Source organism: Micromonospora sp. NPDC051300, from assembly GCF_044455315.1.
Taxonomy (GTDB): Bacteria; Actinomycetota; Actinomycetes; order Mycobacteriales; family Micromonosporaceae; genus Micromonospora; species Micromonospora robiginosa.
Genome location: NZ_JBITEP010000008.1, coordinates 215,534 through 233,577, shown reverse-complemented (window position 1 = coordinate 233,577; position 18,044 = coordinate 215,534). Strand labels below are relative to the sequence as shown.

Annotated in this window: 18 protein-coding genes and 1 pseudogene; 9 read left to right on the top strand and 10 right to left on the bottom strand. The window is 74.0% G+C overall.

Going from position 1 to position 18,044, the window contains the following annotated elements; genetic code table 11:
- Window positions 1-5: 5 nt before the first annotated feature.
- Window positions 6-1,160, bottom strand: coding sequence for an FAD-dependent monooxygenase (locus ACIA5A_RS12270; protein WP_396760076.1), 1,155 nt, complete (start codon window positions 1,158-1,160; stop codon window positions 6-8).
- Between the two features lie 95 nt (window positions 1,161-1,255).
- Here ACIA5A_RS12270 and ACIA5A_RS12265 point away from each other — a divergent pair, with 95 nt between their 5' ends.
- The 3 genes from ACIA5A_RS12265 to ACIA5A_RS12255 are packed head-to-tail and all read left to right on the top strand — an operon-like array spanning window position 1,256 to window position 3,559.
- Complete coding sequence (locus ACIA5A_RS12265; RefSeq protein WP_396760073.1) at window positions 1,256-1,849, top strand: TetR family transcriptional regulator; 594 nt, start codon at window positions 1,256-1,258, stop codon at window positions 1,847-1,849.
- Between the two features lie 16 nt (window positions 1,850-1,865).
- Window positions 1,866-2,396, top strand: coding sequence for a SigE family RNA polymerase sigma factor (locus ACIA5A_RS12260; RefSeq protein ID WP_396760070.1), 531 nt, complete (start codon window positions 1,866-1,868; stop codon window positions 2,394-2,396).
- On the top strand, window positions 2,393-3,559 hold the full coding sequence (locus ACIA5A_RS12255; protein WP_396760067.1) for a hypothetical protein: 1,167 nt from the start codon (window positions 2,393-2,395) through the stop codon (window positions 3,557-3,559). Before ACIA5A_RS12260 ends, ACIA5A_RS12255 begins: the two co-directional genes overlap by 4 nt.
- A 41-nt stretch (window positions 3,560-3,600) precedes the next feature.
- Here the strand turns inward: ACIA5A_RS12255 and ACIA5A_RS12250 are convergent, their stop codons facing one another.
- Together ACIA5A_RS12250 and ACIA5A_RS12245 are read right to left on the bottom strand one after the other, a co-directional pair.
- Window positions 3,601-4,503: a sulfurtransferase gene (locus ACIA5A_RS12250; protein ID WP_396760064.1), complete on the bottom strand. Its 903-nt coding sequence runs from the start codon at window positions 4,501-4,503 to the stop codon at window positions 3,601-3,603.
- A 90-nt stretch (window positions 4,504-4,593) separates the two neighbouring features.
- Entirely contained in the window at window positions 4,594-7,527 is a 2,934-nt protein-coding gene (locus tag ACIA5A_RS12245) for a hypothetical protein (protein WP_396760061.1), read from the bottom strand.
- Between the two features lie 242 nt (window positions 7,528-7,769).
- On the opposite strand from ACIA5A_RS12245, the gene ACIA5A_RS12240 reads away from it, so the two are divergent.
- Window positions 7,770-8,300, top strand: coding sequence for an RNA polymerase sigma factor (locus ACIA5A_RS12240; protein ID WP_396760057.1), 531 nt, complete (start codon window positions 7,770-7,772; stop codon window positions 8,298-8,300).
- The gene (locus tag ACIA5A_RS12235; protein WP_396760055.1) at window positions 8,293-9,498 is read left to right on the top strand and encodes a hypothetical protein; all 1,206 of its coding nucleotides are present in this window, start codon (window positions 8,293-8,295) and stop codon (window positions 9,496-9,498) included. Before ACIA5A_RS12240 ends, ACIA5A_RS12235 begins: the two co-directional genes overlap by 8 nt.
- 12 nt (window positions 9,499-9,510) lie before the next feature.
- Here the strand turns inward: ACIA5A_RS12235 and ACIA5A_RS12230 are convergent, their stop codons facing one another.
- Together ACIA5A_RS12230 and ACIA5A_RS12225 are read right to left on the bottom strand one after the other, a co-directional pair.
- On the bottom strand, window positions 9,511-9,957 hold the full coding sequence (locus ACIA5A_RS12230; protein WP_396760052.1) for a hypothetical protein: 447 nt from the start codon (window positions 9,955-9,957) through the stop codon (window positions 9,511-9,513).
- 3 nt (window positions 9,958-9,960) lie between these two features.
- The gene (locus ACIA5A_RS12225; RefSeq protein WP_396760048.1) at window positions 9,961-10,728 is read right to left on the bottom strand and encodes an SGNH/GDSL hydrolase family protein; all 768 of its coding nucleotides are present in this window, start codon (window positions 10,726-10,728) and stop codon (window positions 9,961-9,963) included.
- Window positions 10,729-10,979: 251 nt separating this feature from the next.
- Between ACIA5A_RS12225 and ACIA5A_RS12220 the strand changes: the two genes are divergently transcribed.
- Together ACIA5A_RS12220 and ACIA5A_RS12215 are read left to right on the top strand one after the other, a co-directional pair.
- Window positions 10,980-12,455, top strand: a complete 1,476-nt coding sequence (locus ACIA5A_RS12220) for a hypothetical protein (RefSeq protein WP_396760045.1) — start codon at window positions 10,980-10,982, stop codon at window positions 12,453-12,455.
- A complete protein-coding gene (locus tag ACIA5A_RS12215) occupies window positions 12,452-13,831 on the top strand; it encodes a PQQ-binding-like beta-propeller repeat protein (RefSeq protein WP_396760042.1) in 1,380 nt (459 codons plus the stop codon). Before ACIA5A_RS12220 ends, ACIA5A_RS12215 begins: the two co-directional genes overlap by 4 nt.
- A gap of 587 nt (window positions 13,832-14,418) precedes the next feature.
- Here the strand turns inward: ACIA5A_RS12215 and ACIA5A_RS12210 are convergent.
- The 4 genes and pseudogenes from ACIA5A_RS12210 to ACIA5A_RS12195 all read right to left on the bottom strand — a co-directional run.
- A pseudogene (locus ACIA5A_RS12210) lies at window positions 14,419-14,625 on the bottom strand (sigma factor); the annotation flags it as partial.
- 101 nt (window positions 14,626-14,726) lie between these two features.
- Window positions 14,727-15,242: a putative immunity protein gene (locus ACIA5A_RS12205; protein WP_396760039.1), complete on the bottom strand. Its 516-nt coding sequence runs from the start codon at window positions 15,240-15,242 to the stop codon at window positions 14,727-14,729.
- Window positions 15,239-15,811, bottom strand: coding sequence for a putative immunity protein (locus ACIA5A_RS12200; protein WP_396760037.1), 573 nt, complete (start codon window positions 15,809-15,811; stop codon window positions 15,239-15,241). The genes ACIA5A_RS12205 and ACIA5A_RS12200 overlap by 4 nt, the downstream gene beginning before the upstream one ends.
- Window positions 15,812-15,857: 46 nt before the next feature.
- Window positions 15,858-16,184 (bottom strand): hypothetical protein, encoded by a 327-nt coding sequence (locus ACIA5A_RS12195; protein WP_396760035.1) that lies wholly within the window; start codon window positions 16,182-16,184, stop codon window positions 15,858-15,860.
- A gap of 95 nt (window positions 16,185-16,279) precedes the next feature.
- Here ACIA5A_RS12195 and ACIA5A_RS12190 point away from each other — a divergent pair, with 95 nt between their 5' ends.
- Entirely contained in the window at window positions 16,280-17,083 is an 804-nt protein-coding gene (locus ACIA5A_RS12190) for a helix-turn-helix transcriptional regulator (RefSeq protein WP_396760032.1), read from the top strand.
- Window positions 17,074-17,265 (top strand): DUF397 domain-containing protein, encoded by a 192-nt coding sequence (locus ACIA5A_RS12185; protein ID WP_396760029.1) that lies wholly within the window; start codon window positions 17,074-17,076, stop codon window positions 17,263-17,265. Before ACIA5A_RS12190 ends, ACIA5A_RS12185 begins: the two co-directional genes overlap by 10 nt.
- On the opposite strand, the gene ACIA5A_RS12180 is transcribed toward ACIA5A_RS12185, so the two are convergent.
- Window positions 17,240-18,013 (bottom strand): class I SAM-dependent methyltransferase, encoded by a 774-nt coding sequence (locus ACIA5A_RS12180; RefSeq protein ID WP_396760026.1) that lies wholly within the window; start codon window positions 18,011-18,013, stop codon window positions 17,240-17,242. The genes ACIA5A_RS12185 and ACIA5A_RS12180 overlap by 26 nt on opposite strands.
- Window positions 18,014-18,044 lie beyond the last annotated feature (31 nt).

Genomic DNA, 18,044 nt, shown 5'->3' with positions numbered 1-18,044 from the left:
GAGGGTCACGGGGCCGGAGAGGGGGTGGGCGGGGGCTCGAAGCCGGCCAGGCGGGACGCCAGGCGGTGTCGGGTGGGGGGCAGCGCGGAGACCGTCCGGAGCAGCAGGTTGCGCAGCGGGCGCAGGGCCGGTGGTGCGGCGGCGAGGCGGGTCAGGCCGGCGGCGAAGCCGAGCACCTCCTCGGCGCGGGGGCGGCGGTCCGCCGCGTACCTGTCGAGGGCCCCGGGGCCGCCGACGAGCGCCTCGCCGAGCGCTACCGCGTCCCGCAGCCCGAGGTTCATCCCCTGCCCGCCGGCCGGGCTGTGCACGTGCGCCGCGTCGCCGGCGAGCAGCACCGCGCCGGACCGGTAGCGGTCCGCGATCCGGTGGTGGATCCGGAACCGGGACGCCCACGCCACGTCGAGGACCCGGTCCGGCCGCCGGGCCGGGCCGCGCTCGTCGAGCAGCGTCTGGAAGTGCCGCGCCTGCGGCTCGCGCGGCGCGTCGTCGACGGTGGCGACCAGCCGGACCGTGCCGTCGGGCAGCGGCGCCCAGACCAGCGGCCCGCGCCGGGACAGGAACAGGGTGACCTGGTCACGCGGGAGCGCGCTGTCCACCCGCACGTCGGCGAGCAGGAACGACTCACCGGGGTCGGCCGGGCCGCCGAAGCCGATGCCGGCCAGCTCGCGGACCCGGCTGTGCATCCCGTCCGCGCCGACCACCCAGCCGGCCCGGACCGCGCCGCCGTCGGAGAACCGGGCGGTCGCGCCGGCGCCGTCGAGCTCCAGGCCGGTCAGCTCGTACGGGCGCAGCACCCGCCCGCCGAGCGCGGTGAGGCGGTCGGCGAGCACCGCCTCGGTCTCCGCCTGCGAGATCAGCAGCGCGTACGGGTAGCGCGACGGCAGCCGGTCGAATCCGACGGTGGCCAGGACGCGGTCCCGGTCGCGGACGGTGAACCGGGCGGAGCGCAGCCCTCGGGCGGCGAGTGGTTCGGCGATCCCGATCCGGTCGAGCACCTCCAGCGTGCCGGCGTGCACGACCGCGGCCCGGGAGGTGACCGGCGGCTCGGCCAGCTTCTCCACCACTGTCACCGCCACCCCGTGCCCGGCCAGCGTGACGGCCACGGCCAGGCCGGTCGGCCCGGCTCCGACCACCAGGACGTCCGTGTGTTCGGGCAGCATCACTCCACCTCCGGCTGGGCCAACAGACGTTTGCCAACAATTGTTGACCTGACACCACCGTCGATGTCAACGTGTGTTGGCCTACAGTCGTGGACATGACCGAACCGCCCGCCCGCACCCGCCGCTCCGACGCCACCCGGGCCGCCATCCTGCACGCCGCCCGGGAACGCTTCGCCGCCGACGGCTACGACCGGGCCACCATCCGGGCCGTCGCCGCCGACGCCCGGATCGACCCGTCGATGGTGATGCGCTACTACGGCAGCAAGGAAGGGCTCTTCGCGGCGGCGGCCGAGTTCGACCTGCACCTGCCCGACCTGGCCCAGGTGCCGTCCGAGCGGCTCGGCGAGACGCTGGCCCGGCACTTCCTGTGCCGGTGGGAGGCCGACGGCACGCTCGTCGCCCTGCTCCGGGCCGCCAGCACCAACCCCGGGGCGGCGGAACGGATGCGCGGCATCTTCGCCGGGCAGCTCGCCACGGCGGTGGCCCGCTCCGGCGCCGACCCGACCACCGCCGCGCGCCGCGCCGGCCTCGTCGCCAGCCAGATCCTCGGCCTCGCCCTCACCCGGTACGTGATCCGGCTGCCCCCGGTGGTCGAACTCGACCCGGACGAGCTGGCCGAATGGGTCGGCCCGACGATCCAGCGCTACCTGACCCAACCTTTTCCACCCTCCCAGGCGTCTGCCGGGTGACGGAGGGAGCAGCCGGATGGGGCGTGCCGCGGATCACGGGCGGGCGGACTACCTCGCCTTCGTCGAGGCGCACCAGCACCGGCTGCTGCGCGCCGCGTATCTGGTCTGCGGCAACCGCCACCAGGCCGAGGATCTGCTCCAGGACGCGTTGCTGAAGGTGGCGCTGCGCTGGTCCACGGTGCGCGACGGCGACCCGGCCGCGTACGTGCGCGCCATCCTCTACCGCGACGCGGTCTCCTGGTGGCGGCGCCGGCGGCGGGAACGGCTCAGCGCGTACCCGCCGGAACGAGCGGGCGCGGACGCCGACGACGCGCTGCGCCTGACCGTACGGGCCGCGCTCGACCGGCTGCCCCCGCGCCAGCGGGCGGTCCTGGTGCTGCGCTACTTCGAGGACCTCACCGAGGTGGCCACCGCCGAGGCGCTCGGCGTCACCGTGGGCACCGTCAAGAGCCAATGCCACGCGGCGCTGCGTCGGCTCCGCGAGGTGGCGCCCGAGCTGGGCGACGCCGACGACGGCCTGGTCACCGGGATGGAGGCGAACCCGTGAACGAACCGCATCTGACCCGGCTGCTGACCCGGGCGGCGGAGGACGTCCGGCCGACCCGACCGGCCACCGCCGGCTGGGAGCGGGCCGGACGGGTCCGCCGCGCCCGGCGGGCCGCCGGCGCCGCCGCCGTGGCGGTCGCCCTGATCGGCGGCGGCACGACGGCACTGCTGCACCGCGCCGGGCCGCCCGCCCCGGCCCACCCGGTGGTACGCCCGAGTGCGTCACCGGTGCGGCAGCCCCCGCCCGTGCTCGACCTGATCGACGACCCGCTGGGCCGGCTCGGCGACCGGGTCGCCGCCCCCCTCTCCGTCCGGCCGGTCGACCGGGCCCTGGCCCTCCGCCAACCTGTCGACCCGAAGACCGGCGAGGCCGGTCCCGTCCGGGTGCTCGGTGACGACGGACTGGTCCGGGAACTCGACGTGGTGACGCTCGCCCCCACCCGGGACGCCAGCGGCAACGAGACCGCGCCGCTCAAACCGGGCAGCCTGTCACCGGACGGCCGGACCGCCGCGTTCGCGCAGGTCGGCGAGGTGGTCGTGGTCGACCTGACCAGGGCTGCCGTACGCCGCTATCCGCTCGCCGGCTATCTGGAACACGTCGTCTGGGCCGGCGACCGGCTCCTCGTCGGTGACAACGACACCGCGTACGAGGTGGACCGGGGCAGCGGAAAGGCCCGGAAGCTGCCGGTCGACCCGCGGGGACTGGTCGTGCCCGAGCCGGCTCGTCCCGGGGACCTGCTCACCCTCGGCGGCGCGGAGGACGGGTTGTCCGTACGCCGGTTCCCCGCCGCCGGCGGCGCACCGCAGCAACTGCCGGTCGGCACCGGCGGCCTTCCGCCCGGCTACCGGCTGGACGAGGTCTACGGACGGGGCTGGCAGCGCGGCGACCGGATCGCCCAGGCGGGCTGGACCACCACCGGCAGCATGGGCGGGGCCGAGGGCGTGGCCGTGGTCGACGCCCGCACCGGAGCGGTGAGCCACCTGCTCGACCTGGGCCGCGAGGACCGGGCGAAGGCCTGCTGCGAGGTGCTCGGCTGGTCGGCCGACGGTGCGGTGCTGTTCCGTGCCGACCCCACCGCTCTGGCCCGCTGGCGCCCGGAGACCGGCGAGGTGGACCGGGTGGCCCGCGACGTGACCGGTCCGGTGTCGCTGCCCGCGAGCTGACCGGCCGGTCCCGGCCACGCGGCGGGGACCGGCCGGAACGCTCAGCGGGTCAGGCCGCCCGGCTGGTCGCCCTTCACGACGGGCGCCCGGACCAGGTTGCCCCACTCGGTCCACGAACCGTCGTAGTTGCGCACCTGCGGGAAGCCGAGCAGGTGGTGCAGCACGAACCAGGTGTGGCTGGACCGCTCGCCGATCCGGCAGTAGGCCACCACGTCGTCGGCCGGGCTCAACCCAAGCTGGTCGGCGTAGATGGCGCGCAGCTCGTCGGCCGACTTGAACGTGCCGTCGTCGTTCGCGGCGGACTTCCACGGCTTGCTCACCGCGCCCGGGATGTGGCCGCCGCGCAGCGCGCCCTCCTGCGGATAGTCCGGCATGTGCAGCATCTCACCGGTGTACTCACCGGGGGAGCGCACGTCGACGAGCGGCCGGCCGGCCGCCACGTGCGCCATCACCTGCTCCCGGTAGGCCCGGATCGGCGCGTCGTTGCGCTGCGACACCGGATAGTCGGCCCGGGGCCGGCTCACCTTGTCGCGGGTCAGCTCCCGCCCCTCGGCGATCCACTTCTGCCGGCCGCCGTCGAGCAGCCGCACGTCGGCGTGGCCGAAGAGGGAGAACACCCAGAGGGCGTACGCGGCCCACCAGTTGAAGTTGTCGCCGTAGAAGACGACCGTGTCGTCGCGGCCGATGCCCTTGGCCGCGCACAGCTCGGCGAAGCCGGCGGCGTCCAGGTAGTCGCGGGTGACCTGGTCGTTCAGCTCGGTGTGCCAGTCGACCTTGACGGCGCCGGGGAGGTGGCCGGTGTCGTACAGGAGCACGTCCTCGTCGGACTCGACCACCACGAGCCCCTCGTCGCCCAGGTGCTCGGCCAGCCACTCGGTGGTGACCAGGCGCTGCGGGTCGGCGTACGACTGGAGGTGGGGATGCGGATCGCTCGGCACAGGCATGATCCCCAAGGTACGCCGGGTCGCCCGCGGTGGATGTGACACCGGCCCCACCACCTCGGAAAAGGTGGTGGGGCCGGTGTGATCGGGTGCTCAGCCCTCGACGACGAACCACTGGTACGCGGGGTCCGACTGGTTGCCGGCCTTGTCGATCGCGTACACCGTGAGCGTGTGCCAGCCGGCCTCGGTTGGCGTGAGGGTGACCGAGGCGGACCCGTCCGCGCCCGCCGGCGTGGTGGTCTCCGGCCCGTTGTCGAACTGGTAGACGTACCGGTCGACGTCCGGCATCCCCGGGGTGAACGTGAAGACGCTTGGCACCCCCGGACCGCCACCCGACCCGCCGATCGGATAGGTCGTCGAGCTGACCCCCGGCACGCTGCTGACCAGGAAGGAATAGCTCGCCTCCGGGGACAGCTCCCCGGACGCCGAACGGGCCCGGACGGTGAGCATGTTACGGGAGACCCGGTCCGGGGTGATGGTCAGCTCGGCGGCGGGACCATCGTTGGTCTCGACGGTCTGCTCCGGCCCGTCGTTGAGCCGGTAGACGTACGCCACGGTGTCGGGCAGGTCCGAGTCGAAGCGGAACGTACCCGGCACCCCGATGCCGCCGCTCGCGCCCCACTCGCTGTACAGGTACGAGATCACCCGCGGCATCGGATCGCGGACCGTGAACTGATACTCACGCTGCTCGGTACGCGTGCCGTCGGCGGTCTCCGCGATCACGATCAGCATGTGCCAGCCGGCGCTCCGCGGGGTCAGGGTGACGGTGGCGCTGCCGTCGGACGCGGCGTCCACCGTCGTCATCTCCTCGCCCTCGAACGAGTAGTGGTACCTGACGACGTTCGACCGCTGCGGTGTGAAGGTGAAGGTGCCGGCGACTCCGGGCAGGCCGCTGCTCCGGTACTGCGGGTACTCCGCCGAATCGACCAGCGGGGCGTCGTTGACCAGGAAGGTCCAGACGCGCTCGGGCGACAGGGTGCCGTCCGCGGCGACCCCCCGAACCGTGAGCGTGTGCTTGCCACCCTCGTCGGGCGTCCAGGTGACCGCAGCCCGGTCACCCGTCTCGACGCTCTGCTCGGCGCCGTCGTCGAACCGGTAGCGGAAGGCCACCGTCTCCGGCACCTCCGAGGTGAACCGGAACTCGCCCGGCTGGCCCGGACCGCCCATCGGCCAGTCGGCGCGGTACGGGTCGCCCGAGACGGCAGGACGCAGGTCCCGCACCCCGAAGAACCAGGTCGCCGGGTCCGACTCGGTGCCGTCCCGGCTCACGCTCCACACGGCCAGGTCCACCCAACCCGGGTCGGTCGGCGTCCAGGTCACCGATGCGGTGCCGTCGGCCTTCGCGGTCACCGTGCCCTGCTCCCCGTTGAACTGGTAGCGGTAGCTGACCGTGTCGGGCAGGCGGGGGGCGAAGGTGAAGACGCCCGGCACGCCCGGTCCACCGGCGGGGGTGTACTCCTCGTAGACAGTCGCCGAGATCTTCGGCTCGGTGGGCAGCCGGAACTCCCGCGTCCCGGCGACCTCCACGCCGCCGGCGGCAACCGCGGTGACGGTGAGCGTGCGGTTGCCGCCCCGGGTCGCGGTGACGGTGAATGAGGCGGTGCCGTCGGCCGCGGCGTCCACGGTCCGCTCCGGCTCGCCGTCCAGGCCGTAGCGGTAGCGGACCACGCCGTCGAGCTGCGAGCGCACCTGGAACGTGGCCGGTGCCCCGATCTGGCTGATCGTCCCGTCGATGATCGGCGACACGTCGCTGGCGAAGAACGTGTAGTCGGTGGTGGTCGAGCGGTTGCCGACCGCGTCGAGGCTCCACACCCGCAGCGTGTTGAGGCCGGATTGCGGCGTCAACGTGACCGTGGCCGATCCGCCCGCCTGGCCCGGGGTGACCGTCTTCTCCGCGCCGTAATTCAACGAGTAGCCGTACGTCGCGACGTCCGGCGCGCCGTTCGCGGCGAAGGTGAACTCACCGGGCAGGCCGGGGTGGAACTCGCGGTCGTCCGGGAACGCGGTGGAGGTGACCGTCGGCGGCTTGTCCGGGCCGCGGAAGTCGGTCCGGAAGTAGCAGGTCGGGCTCCAGTCGCCGGTGGCCCGGCTGTCCGCCGCCCGCATCTGCCAGGCGTACGTCCGGTCGTGCTCGAACGGCGACGGGTAGATGTGGTCGAAGCGGCCGAGGGCGCGCTCGCCGTCACGGGCGTAGTCCGACTGCTCGATCCGCGCGTCCGGCTGGTCGACCGGCCAGACCGCGAAGGTGACGTCGAGGTTGTCGGTGCCGCCGGTGTCGTTCCGGTCCCGGTCGTGCACCACGCCGGACAGGGACACGGAGCGCACCACCTGGTGCGGCTCAGCGGTGGTGCACGCGGTGCCGGTGGTGGTCTGGAGGTCGGTCGGCACCCCGGGGCGGAAGTTGTAGTCGACGGAGATGCCGGCCCGGCTGGCGTACTTCCGGGCCCAGGTCGGATCCTGCTCCAGGTCGGCCGGCAGTCGCAGCGACATGGTCAGCGTGGAACGGCCCTCGGCGAGCGCCTGGCGCAGCCCCTCGGCCGCGTCGAACTCGACCCGGGGCGCCGGGCAGACGTACTGGTCGGTGAGCTGCCGGCTGTCGACCAGGCCCCGGTCGGCCGGGGGCTTACGCCAGCTCGACGTGGCGGTGTAGGTCGCGGTGCGCCACAGCTCGATTTTCGGCCGCTTGGCGCAGTCCGCGCCGGCCGTCTCCTTGACGTCGAGGACCGCCGACGTGATGTCGGCTCCCCGGTAACGGGAGATGTCGAACGTGAAGTAGGCGCGCGAGGTGTGCGGGTGGCCCTTGGCGTCCTTCCACGTGCCGACCGGCAGATCGCCCGGTCGGTTCAGGTTGTTCTTGTCCGGCGTCTTGGAGTCGGTCCAACCCCAGGAGGTGTTGGTCTCGTACCGGACGTCGTACGCGGCGGCCGGCGCCGCGGTGGCGACGACCGTGCCGGCGGCGACCATCACGGACAGCGCGGTGGCGAGCAGGGTACGCGCACCGGTCCGAAGTGGATTCTTGTCAGGCATGAGGGTCATCCCTCATCCACCTTTCCCCGAATGTCACCCCGTACTGGATCGACGGGGGCAGCGGATGTTATCCAGCCGGGCGGACATCGGGCGATCCCGATTCCCGGTGAACGACCACACCGGACGGAACGGTCAGGCAGGCCGGTCCGTACGGTTGACCAGGAGGACGCGAAGACCGGATGCAGCGGATCCGGTCGGTCGGACGTGACAGTGGCGAACACCGCCGACCGCAGAGGACCGCGATGACCCCACGGCAACAGGACCGGCCGCCCCGGGCCGGGACCGCACCGGTGGACTTCACCGAGTTCTACCGGGCGCACTTCCACCGGATCGCGGTGCAGCTCTACGCCTACCTGGGCGACCACGGCGAGGCGCAGGACCTGACCCAGGAGGCGTTCTGCCGGGCGCTGGAACGCTGGCCCCGCATCGCCGCGTACGACGACCCGTCCGCGTTCGTCCGCCGGGTCGCCTGGAACCTGGCCACCAGCCGGCTGCGCCGGGTGCGTACCGCCGTGCGGCACCTGGCCCGGCAGCGGGAGGAGCACGTGCCCGGCCCGGAGCCGGACCGGGTGGTGCTGCTGAGGGCGTTGGCCGCCCTGCCCGCCGACCAGCGACGTGCGATCGTGCTGCACCACCTGGCCCACCTGAGCGTCGCCGAGATCGCCGCGCAGGTCGGCGCGCCGGAGGGCACCGTGCGCTCCCGGCTCTCCCGGGGGCGGGCCGCGCTCGCCGGCCACCTCACCGAGACCGGATCGGAGCTGCGCCGTGCCTGACGTCGAGGACCTGTTCGTCGAGTTCGAGGCAGCAGCCGTGCCCACCTTCCGCCCGCCGGGCGTGGCCGACGCGCAACGCCGGATCCGGGACCGCCGACGGCGGCGCGGCCTGCTGGCCGGCCTGCTCGCGACGATGCTGGTCGGGCCGGCCTCGGCGTTGGCGGTCGCCCAGCGCGCCGACCGGCCGGAGCCGCGGCCGACGCCGTCGGGCTCACCGGGTCCGACCGAGCGGCTCACCGTCCGCAGGGTCACCCTGCCCGGGGTGCCCGGTGAGCTGGTCGACCTGCGCTTCGTCTCCGCCCGCGCCGGCTGGTCGCTCTTCGACACCTGCGTCGAGGCCGGCGAGTCGTCGCAGGATTGCCGCCGTACCGTCGCCCGGACCGTCGACGGCGGCGTGACCTGGCAGCGGACCGGCCTGCCGGCGGTGCCGGACGGCCTGGTGCAGCTCCTGCCCGTGGACGCGGACACGCTGGCCGTGACGACGCGCACCGGTTACCTCGTCACGACGGACGGCGGGATCAGCTTCACCCGCCACCCGTACCAGGCGCCGCCGGCGGCGGTCCGGCGCGCTTTCGCCACCCCGAGTGGGCTCTACCTCGGCTGCCCTCCGAACGGGGTGTCGACGACCTGTGACCGGCAACGCGTGCTGCGGGTGAGCGGCGGCCTGCACTTCCACCAGCCGCCGGTCACGCTCCGGTCGGACACCGAGAACGTCCTGGTCGAGGGCGCCGACGGCCGGCTCTGGCTGACCGTGCTGGACGGTGCTCGGCTGACCGTGCTGAACAGCGCCGACCAGGGCACCAGTTGGCGGGAACTGCCGTCGGTCGCCGGCCCCCGGCAGCTCGCGCTGGCCCCGGACGGACGTGACGTCTGGCTGGTCGGGACGGCGCGACAGACACGGGTGTGGCGGCTGGCCGGCGACCGCTGGCAGGCCGGCCCGGACCTGCCGTCCGACACCGAAGGGGTCGCCGCGCCCGGGGCCGGCCTGCTGGTGGTCACCAGCGCGTACGGCGGCTTGGGCTTCGTCACCGGCGGTGGCTACGTCGAGGTGCCCGAGCTGCGCGGGCCGTTGCGGACGCCGGACCTGGACACGTCGGTGGGCGTCCTGCCGGACGGCGCGGTCGCGGTACGGCACGGCCGGACGTGGTTCCTCGGCGTCGGTCGAGGGGTGGACCGGAGCTGGCTCCAGTTCTCCTGAGCCGGCGGCGGGTCAGGCGCGGCGGTGCACCAGCCGGCCGGCGACCACTGTGGCGCGGCAGGAGCCGTCCGGGTCGAACACCGCGAGGTCGGCCCGGCCGCCGACCACCAACGCCGCCGGCCGGGCGGCGGGCAGGACCGCCACCTCGCTGCGGGCGGCGGCAGCCCGCAGCGCCGGGTCGGTGACGTGCCCGTCGAGCACCGCGGCGGCGCCGAGCCGGAACAGCGCGTGCACCCGCTCACGCGGCGTCGGCGCCGGGGGCAGCGGGCCGTCGTGCACCGGCGCCGGCCCGAGCGTGCCGGCCCACCGCCGCACCCGCACCCCGGGGTACGCGGCGGTCAGCTCGACCAGCGGCGCGACCGCCTCCACCCGACCGTCGCCGACCAGGACCGCCAGCCCGGCCCGGGGCTCGCCGTCGAGCGTGAGCCGCAGCAGGTCGGCGGTGTGGACGGTCCGCACCGGTCAGCCGTCGACCGGACCGAGGACCGGCCGCTTGGCGGTGACGAAGTCGCCCGAGGAACGGCCGGTCATCCGGCGCTTGATCCACGGGGCCAGGTGCTGGCCGGCCCAGCGCAGGTCGGCGGCGCGGGCGGCCAGCCACGGGGTGGGCGCCGGGTGCGGCGGCACCATCAGCCACTCCTCGTCGCAGCCGACGCCGAGCGCGGCGAGCACCTGCGCGGCGACCCGCCGGTGCCCGGCCGCCGACAGGTGCAGCCGGTCGGTGCTCCAGAGCATCGGGTTGAGGTAGGCCTCGTCGGAGTAGAGGTCGACGAGGATCGCCCCGTGCCGCTCGGCGACCTCGCCGACCGCCCGGTTGAGCAGCGTCACCCGGGGGGCCACCAGCCGCTGCCCGGGCAACCGGGCCATCACGTCGGCGAACCGGAACAGCACCACGTCGCTGCCGCCACCGCGCAGCCGCTCGACCACCTTGTCGAAGCGCGGGACGAAGACGTCCGGGTCGAAGCTGCGCCGCAGCACGTCGTTGCCGCCGGCCGCGAACGTGATCAGGTCGGGCTTCATGGCCAGCGCGGACGGCACCTGCTCGGCCACGACGTTCGGGAACAGCCGGCCCCGGATGGCGAGGTTGGCGTAGCCGAAGTCGGGACCCGCCTCGGCGGCGAGCCGGGTGGCGACCAGATCGGCCCAGCCCCGATAGCTGCCGTCCGGATACGCGTCGTCCATGCCCTCGGTGAAGCTGTCGCCCACCGCCACGAAGCTGCGCCAGCGCACGGCGCCTCCCTCCGACGTCCCCGCGGAAATGCGTCGCTCAGTCTTCCACCGCGCGGGCCGATCCCGCCCGCCCCGGGGGCCGGACGTGGTGGACGTCTCGACGTCCGGTTCCCGACAGCCGCCCGCCCGGACAAACCCCCCGGCACGGGCGGGTGGGGCAGAATCCGCCGGCCGGACCGGGAATGATGTCTGCCGTCATCCGGTCGGGTCCGGCCCGTCCGGTTCCGCGGACCGCACGAGCGAGGATCCACATGACGCAGGGGCACCCACCGGCGCCGGGCTGGACCGGCGGCCCACCTCCCGCACCCGGGCAGCCGTGGCCGGCGTACCCGCCACCGCCACCGCGGTCGCGCCGGAAGCTCTGGATCGGGCTCGCGGCCGGCGCGCTCGCGCTGGCGGTCGGTGCCGGCGCGCTCGTCGGTGTCGGGCTGGGCCTGCGCGACGACGAGGAGGGCGCGGCACCGAAGGCGGCGGCCGCGGCCAACGGTGTCACGGTCACCGACGCCGAGTTGACCGCCCTGCTCGACCGGCACGGCAGGGCGCTGGCCGCCAGGGACCTCGACGGCTGGCTGGCCGCATTCGACCCGGCCCGCCGGGACCTGGTCGCCGCCCAGACCCGGCTCTTCCGCAACCTCGGCAAGCTGCCGTTGTCGGTGGCCCGCTACGAGACAGTCGAGAGGCAGGGCCGGGCCACCGACGCGTTCGGCCAGGGCGTCACGTTCCAGCTCGACGTCTCCTTCGTGCACCAGCTCGACGGCTTCGACCTGGCCCCGGTCACCGAGTGGTACCGCTGGACGGTCGTCCGTCCGGCGAAGGACGCGCCGATCCGGGTCACCGCGGTCACCGGCGCGCCGGCCGCCGCCGACGGCAGCTCGAAGACCGTCTACTACCCCGGCCCGTGGGACAGGTGGCCGGAGATCCACGTCGAGCGGACGCCGCACACCCTGGTCATCGCCGACTCCGACCGGGCCGCGCTGGCGAAGCGGTACGCCCCGGCCGCCGAGGCCGCCGCCGTCCACGACCTGGCGGTGTGGCGATCCGGCGGCCTGCCCGGCCCGGCGCCGAGGGGCGTCGTCATCGCGCTCGCCGAGGGCCGGGACGAGATGGGCTCGCTCTATCGCATCGGCACCCGCAAGGCCACCGAGGCGGGCTTCTCCATGCCGATGGTGGCGGCCGAACGCCGGGACGGGCGATTCACCATCGGCGGCAGCCGGGTGGTGGTGGACACAGAGACGCCGTACTTCGCCCGCACCGGCGGCGCGAACGACGCCGGCATGGTGTTCCGGCACGAGGTGGCGCACTCACTGGTGACGCCCCGGACCAACCTGACCGAGGTCGACGCGTTCGACACGCTCGACGAGTGGGTGGTCGAGGGCTTCGCCGAGTACGTGGCCTTCCACAGCCGGCCGCTGGGCGACAGCGAGCGCACGGCGGCGGCCCGGCGGCTGCTGCGCTCGTGGAACGGGAAGCTGCCGGACGACGGCGACTGGGACAACCCCGACCTGGTGAGCTTCCACTACTGGCTCGGGCACACGGCGATGAACCACCTCGCCGAGACGTACGGCGAGCCGAAGCTGTTCCGCTTCGTCGACGCCGTCTACGCGGGTACCCCGACCGACCGGGCCGCCCGGGACGTGCTGGGCGTGTCACTCGACGAGTTCCAGGCCGGCTGGGCCGACGACGTCCGCGCCCAGGCGCGCTGGACGGGATCGGAGACGACGCAATGACGTACCAGCACCAGCATCGGCCGCCGCCCGCGTACCCCCCGGTGGGGTCGCCCGGACCGGCGCCGAGGCGGCGCGGACGCCTCGCGCTGCTCGCCGCCGGCGGCCTGGTGGCCGTGCTGGCGGTCGCCGCCGGCACCGCCTACGCCGTGTCGCGGTTGGTCGGCGGCGGTGACGAGGGCGGGCGGAAGCTGCGCGCCGCGTGGGTGCTCGACTTCCCGGAGCGGCAGCGCAACGGCCTGAAGACGTTCGACGGGCAGGACATGTTCGGCGCCTGGCTGGTCGGCGACGCGGTGGTCCGGGCCCAGCCCGACGGCGTCATCGCCTACCGGCTCGGCGACGGCGGGCAGGCGTGGGGCGTGCCCGCGCCGCAGGGCAGCTCTCTGTGCGGCGCGGCGCAGACCCTGACCGAGGGACGCGGCGTCGTGGCGCTCGGCTCCGCCGACTCCTGCGACACGCTCGTCGGCTTCGACGCCGCCACCGGCGTCCGGTCCTGGCAGGCCACGTTTCCCGCCGAGCGTCGGGAGGGGCGGGATACGCTCGCCGCGCCGGACCTGTCGGTGGCCGGCGACCAGGCGGTCGTCCGCGCCGACCAGCGGATCCTCGGCTACGCGCTGGCCGACGGCCGGCGGCTGTGGCAGACCGACGCCGACCGGCTGCTGCCGGGGCGGGACTGCCGGCTCGCCGACACCCGGGCCGCAGGCGACCTGGCCGTGGTCACCGTGCGCTGCGACGGCGACCGGGGCGCGCTGCTCGGCCTGGACCCGACCACCGGAAAGGCGCGCTGGCAGCAGCGGCTGCCCACCGCGAGCGCCGGCGTGCTCAGCGTCGACCCGCTGGTCAGCCTGCCCGGTCTGAACGACGCGACGTTCGCCGTGCGGGACGCCGCCGGGAAGCCGCGGGCCACGTTCGGCAACCCCGTCGACGGTACGCGGTTCAGCGACCTGCCGGTCAACCGTTCCAACTCGGTCGAGGGCCCGGCCGTGCGGCCCCACCTGGCCGACGCCGACACGCTCTACCTGCCCACCGAGGCGGCGACCGTGGCCGGGAAGATGCGCCAGGCCAACCAGGTGGTGGCGATCGACCTGGCCACCGGGAAGCGGCGCTGGGTCTCGGCCGGGCACACCGACAGCGAGGTCGAGCTGATCCGCGTCGACGACGCCGGCCTGCTCGCCTGGGAGGTCGGCGACCGGCGGGATCTCGCGCCGCGGCTGGTCCGGATCGACCGGGCCTCCGGGAAGGTGTCGGTGCTGGCGGGGGGCCCGAGGTCGGCCGGCACCGAGGGCAGCGGCGCGACGGTGCTGGAACGGGACGGGACCGTGGTGCTGGTGCCGTGGAAGCACGTCGGCGCGGACGCCGCGATCACCGTGCTTCGCTGAACGGCCGCGGGGCGGGCCACCTCCCGGCGGCCCGCCCACGCGGTCGATCGTCAGCCGACGACCTGAAGAATCTGCTGGTCCTTCAGCATTGCCGGCTCCCGGATCTCGCTGACCTTGCGGCCGTCCGCGCCGATCAGCACGAGCACGTTGTGGTCACTGGCGCTCACCCGGGCCACCAGCCTGCCGTCGGCCCCGAACCAGGCCTGGAGCAGCGTCCGGCCGTCGAGCGGCAGGTCGACCTGCCGGCCGGTGCGGGTGTCGATCACCGCGTTCGCGTCTAGTTCCCGTGCCACGTCACCGGCCGGCTCGTCCGGCTTCCGCAGCAGGAGCGCCAGCCGAGACCCGTCCGGGGAGATGCTCGCGACGTCGAAGGACGGACGGCCGCCCGACACACTGACGCCGGGGATCATCTTCTCCGCCGACCCGTCCGGGCGGTTCACCGCCACCCGACCCTCCCCGTCCGCGTAGGCGAGGACCTTGCCGTCGGCCGACCACAGCGGGTGGCAGCCCTTGAGCCCGGCGATCCGGGTGTACGTGCCGGTGTCCAGGTCGAGGATGGCCGTCTCCGACATCGGAGTCGGCTCGGTCTGCAGGTGATACATGATCTTTCGGGTGTACGCCTCCGCGTTGCCGCTGTCGTGCAGCCGGCTCCACGAGCGGTGGGTACGGGCCAGCGCGGACTGGACGAGATCCTCGGCCAGGTGCTGGTCGCCGGTGAGCAGGTAGGCCGAGCGCAGGAGCGCCGGTGTGCGGGTGCGCACGAACGAGTCGAACTCACTCAGGAGAGGGTCCACACGAGCCGATCCTTCGGGTCAGTGGTGCGTCTGTTGATGCCCCTCCAGACGTCACCTCGCCGCACGATGGTTGCCGTCGCCGGCTGTCGGTTTTCCCCGGCTCAACAGTCGAACGCCGACCAGCAGATGTCGTTGCGTAGCCGCTGGTCGTCGAGGACCAGCTCACGGATCTCCGGCGGGAGCCGGTCGCGCTGCCAGCGGCACTCGGCCCGCCCCGCCTCGTCGCCCCGACCGTCCGGCGCCGCCGCCCGTACCGCCTTGATGGCGTACGCGGCGGCGCCGAGTTCGTGCGCGGCGACGTGGGCCACCGCGCCGGCCTGGCCGGCGGCGTACGCGGCATGGCGCGCCGCCCCGCGCAGGTCCCGGGCCGCGCCCATGGCGTGCCCGCCCGCCGCGCGGGACACCATCATGGTGACCTCGCCCCGCACCCAGGCCCGGATGTGCGCGATCGCCTCACGCGGACGCGGATCGTCGGGCCGGACCGCCTCGAACAGGTGCAGGACGTGCTCGGCGCAGGTGGCGGCCCAGAGCGCGAGCAGCCGGTGGTCGTCGTCGGTGAGCGTCCCGCCCCGACGGATCGTGATGAGGCGCGGGTCCCGCACCTTCGGCAGGATCACGAGTCCTCCTCGTCCACGGGAAGCGTTCGCCGCAGCGCGTCGTCCAGGGTGCTCATCAGCCGGGCGACCCGACTGCTGCCACCGGTCACCGGCGGGTAGCGGCGGAGCACGTCGAGGAGCACCGGGTCGGCGAGCCGTCGCGAGCGGTCCAGCAGCGCGTCACCGACCGCCGGGTCGCCGCCCGCCGCCAACTCCCCGATCCGCGCCGCGCTCGCGGCGGCCCGCAGGATGTGGCCGACCTGGCTGGCCTGGGCGAGGGGATGGAGGTACGCCGCCGCGGCCGCGTCACCGGCGGATCGCGCGGCCAGGCGGGCCGCCTCGTCGGGCGCGGACCGGGCCGCCCGGTGCGCGTCGACCGACGCGACCCGTTGCAGCTTCGTCCGGTCGGCGCCGTCGGCGAACGTCCGGGCCGCCTCGATCGCCGCGCGGGGACGCGGATCGTCGGCTACGGCCCGCTCGAAGACCGGCAGGACGTCCTCCGCGTGCCGGAGCACGTAACGCGCCACCACGCGCAGTTCGTCCATCGTCAGGTCGAAGTCCCCGGACACCACGTGTCTGCGCGCAGCCATCGCGACGAATCCTATCGACGGAATCCGTCGACACCGTGCGCGACGGTCAGCCCGGCCCGGCGAGCCCGCGTCGGTAGGGGCCCCAGCCGACGAACCGGTCGAACAGATCGCGTGGGGTCGGACCGTCGTGCGGATTGAGCCGGAACAGGTCGTGGGTCGCCTCGTGGTAGAGCCCGGAGAGGTAGACGGCCAGGTCGACCGGGTGGTCGGCGTACTCGACCTTGAGCAGCAGGCGGGCCTGCGCGCAGGGCCACGGTGCGCCGCAGGCACGGCAGAGCCACAACGGCCGGATCGGCATATGCGCCGGGTGGTCGGGCGGGTAGGGGTGGGGCCGGTTCGGGTACGGCCCGAGCCGTGGCACGGGAAGGTTCATGCGTGACAGTCTGCTGAGGCCACGGCTACGCTCGGAAGTTGTCGGGGTCAGTCCCGGAACGGGCGGGGAACTCAGCGGATGTCCGAGGAGACCGGGTGGAGAACGAGCCGACAGCCGAGCTGATCCGGGCACAACTGCGGCGTCTGCGACTCAAGGCCGAGCTGAGCCAGGAGGAGTTCGGGAGGCTTGTGCACTTCTCCAACTCGCAGGTGTCGGCCGTGGAGCTGGGCCAGCGGCCGTTGGACCGGTTCTTCCTGAAGCGGGCGGACGACGTGCTGGGCACCGGCGGCTTGCTGACCTCGCTGCTCAAGCTCGCCGAGCGTGACGGCCAGCCGAGCTGGTTCCGCCCCTGGCTGGAAGCCGAACGCCAGGCCCAGCAGTTACGTTGTTATCAGCCGAGCCTCATCCCGGGTCTGTTGCAGACCGACAGCTATGCCCGGGCGATGATTCAGACCGATGACATGCTCGGCACCGAGGAAGCTGATCGACGCTTGGCGGTCCGGCTCGACCGGCAGTCCGTGCTCACCCGCCCTGATCCACCCAAGTTCGTCGCGGTGATCGAGGAAGCGGTGCTGCGCCGGGCGGACGAGTCCTTCCGCGGCGTGATGAGCCACCAGGTCACGCACCTGATCGACGCGAGCGGGCTGCCCCACGTAGCCGTTCATGTGGTTCCCGCTGACGTCAGTCTGCACATCGGACTGACCGGGCCGTTCACGCTCGCGCGCGGCGGAGACGGGGGCTGGATCGGCTACCTCGAGAATCAGCTCGGCGGAACGGTGATCGACAACGATGAAGGTGTGGCTATTCTGCTGTCCAGGTGGGAAAGCGTCCGGAGTGAGGCACTGTCTCGCCGCCAGTCGATCGAGCTGATGAAGGAAGTGGTCGGGTCATGGAACTGACCGGCGCGATCTGGCACAAGTCCACGCGCAGCGGCCAGAGCGAGTGCGTCGAGGTGGCCGACAATCTGGTCGGCGTGGTCGGGGTGCGCGACAGCAAGGATCCGGCCGGACCGGTCCTCACCTTCACCCCCGACGCCTGGCGCGCCTTCGTCCGGGTCAACGGCTGTCGCGCACCGCGCTGACCAGCACCGTGTGCTTGCGTACCCGGAAGGCGCCGTCCGCCTCGATGCGGGCCTGGACCACGTCCCGGGCGGCCGACTCCTGTGCGGCGGTGAGCGGGCCGACCATGCTGGCGACGTAGGCGAGGACCGGTGCCACGGTGGGCACCGCCAGCTCGTCGGGATAGCGCTCGACAGTCACGTCGGTGAAGTGGGCCGCGACCCGGGCCGGCGCGGTCTCGGCGGTGACGCCGTTCAGGTGGGAGCCGACAGCCATGTCGGGCCGGTCGATGACCGGGCCGAGCGCGTCCAGCTCGGCGAGGTGGTCCCGGCCGTTCACGGCGACGGCGAGCCGCCCGCCGGGGCGCAGCACCCGCGCGAACTCCGCCAGCGCCGCGTCCGGGTCGTCCAGGTGGTAGAGCATGTGGTTGGCGATGACCGCGTCGAATGCGGCGTCGGCGTACGGCAGGCGGGCGGCGTCGCAGCGCTGCACCCGCGCGCCGGGCACCTCGCGCAGCCGGTCGCACATCGCGGGCGAGAAGTCGGTGAGGGTGAGCCGGAGCCCGCTCGCCGGACGGTCCACCCGTCGCCACAGCTCGCCGGTGCCGGCACCCACCTCCAGCACGTCCCCGACCAGCGGCAGCCGCGTTCCGAGCCAGGCGAACCAGCCCTGCGGGTTGGTGCCGTGGGCGTGCAGCGCCATCCGGGCGGTGAGGTTGCCTGTCGTCGTCGCGTACTGGCTCACTGCGCGAGCCGACGGGGTGGCGGTCACCCTGGCAGCCTAACGCCACGGACCCCGCGCC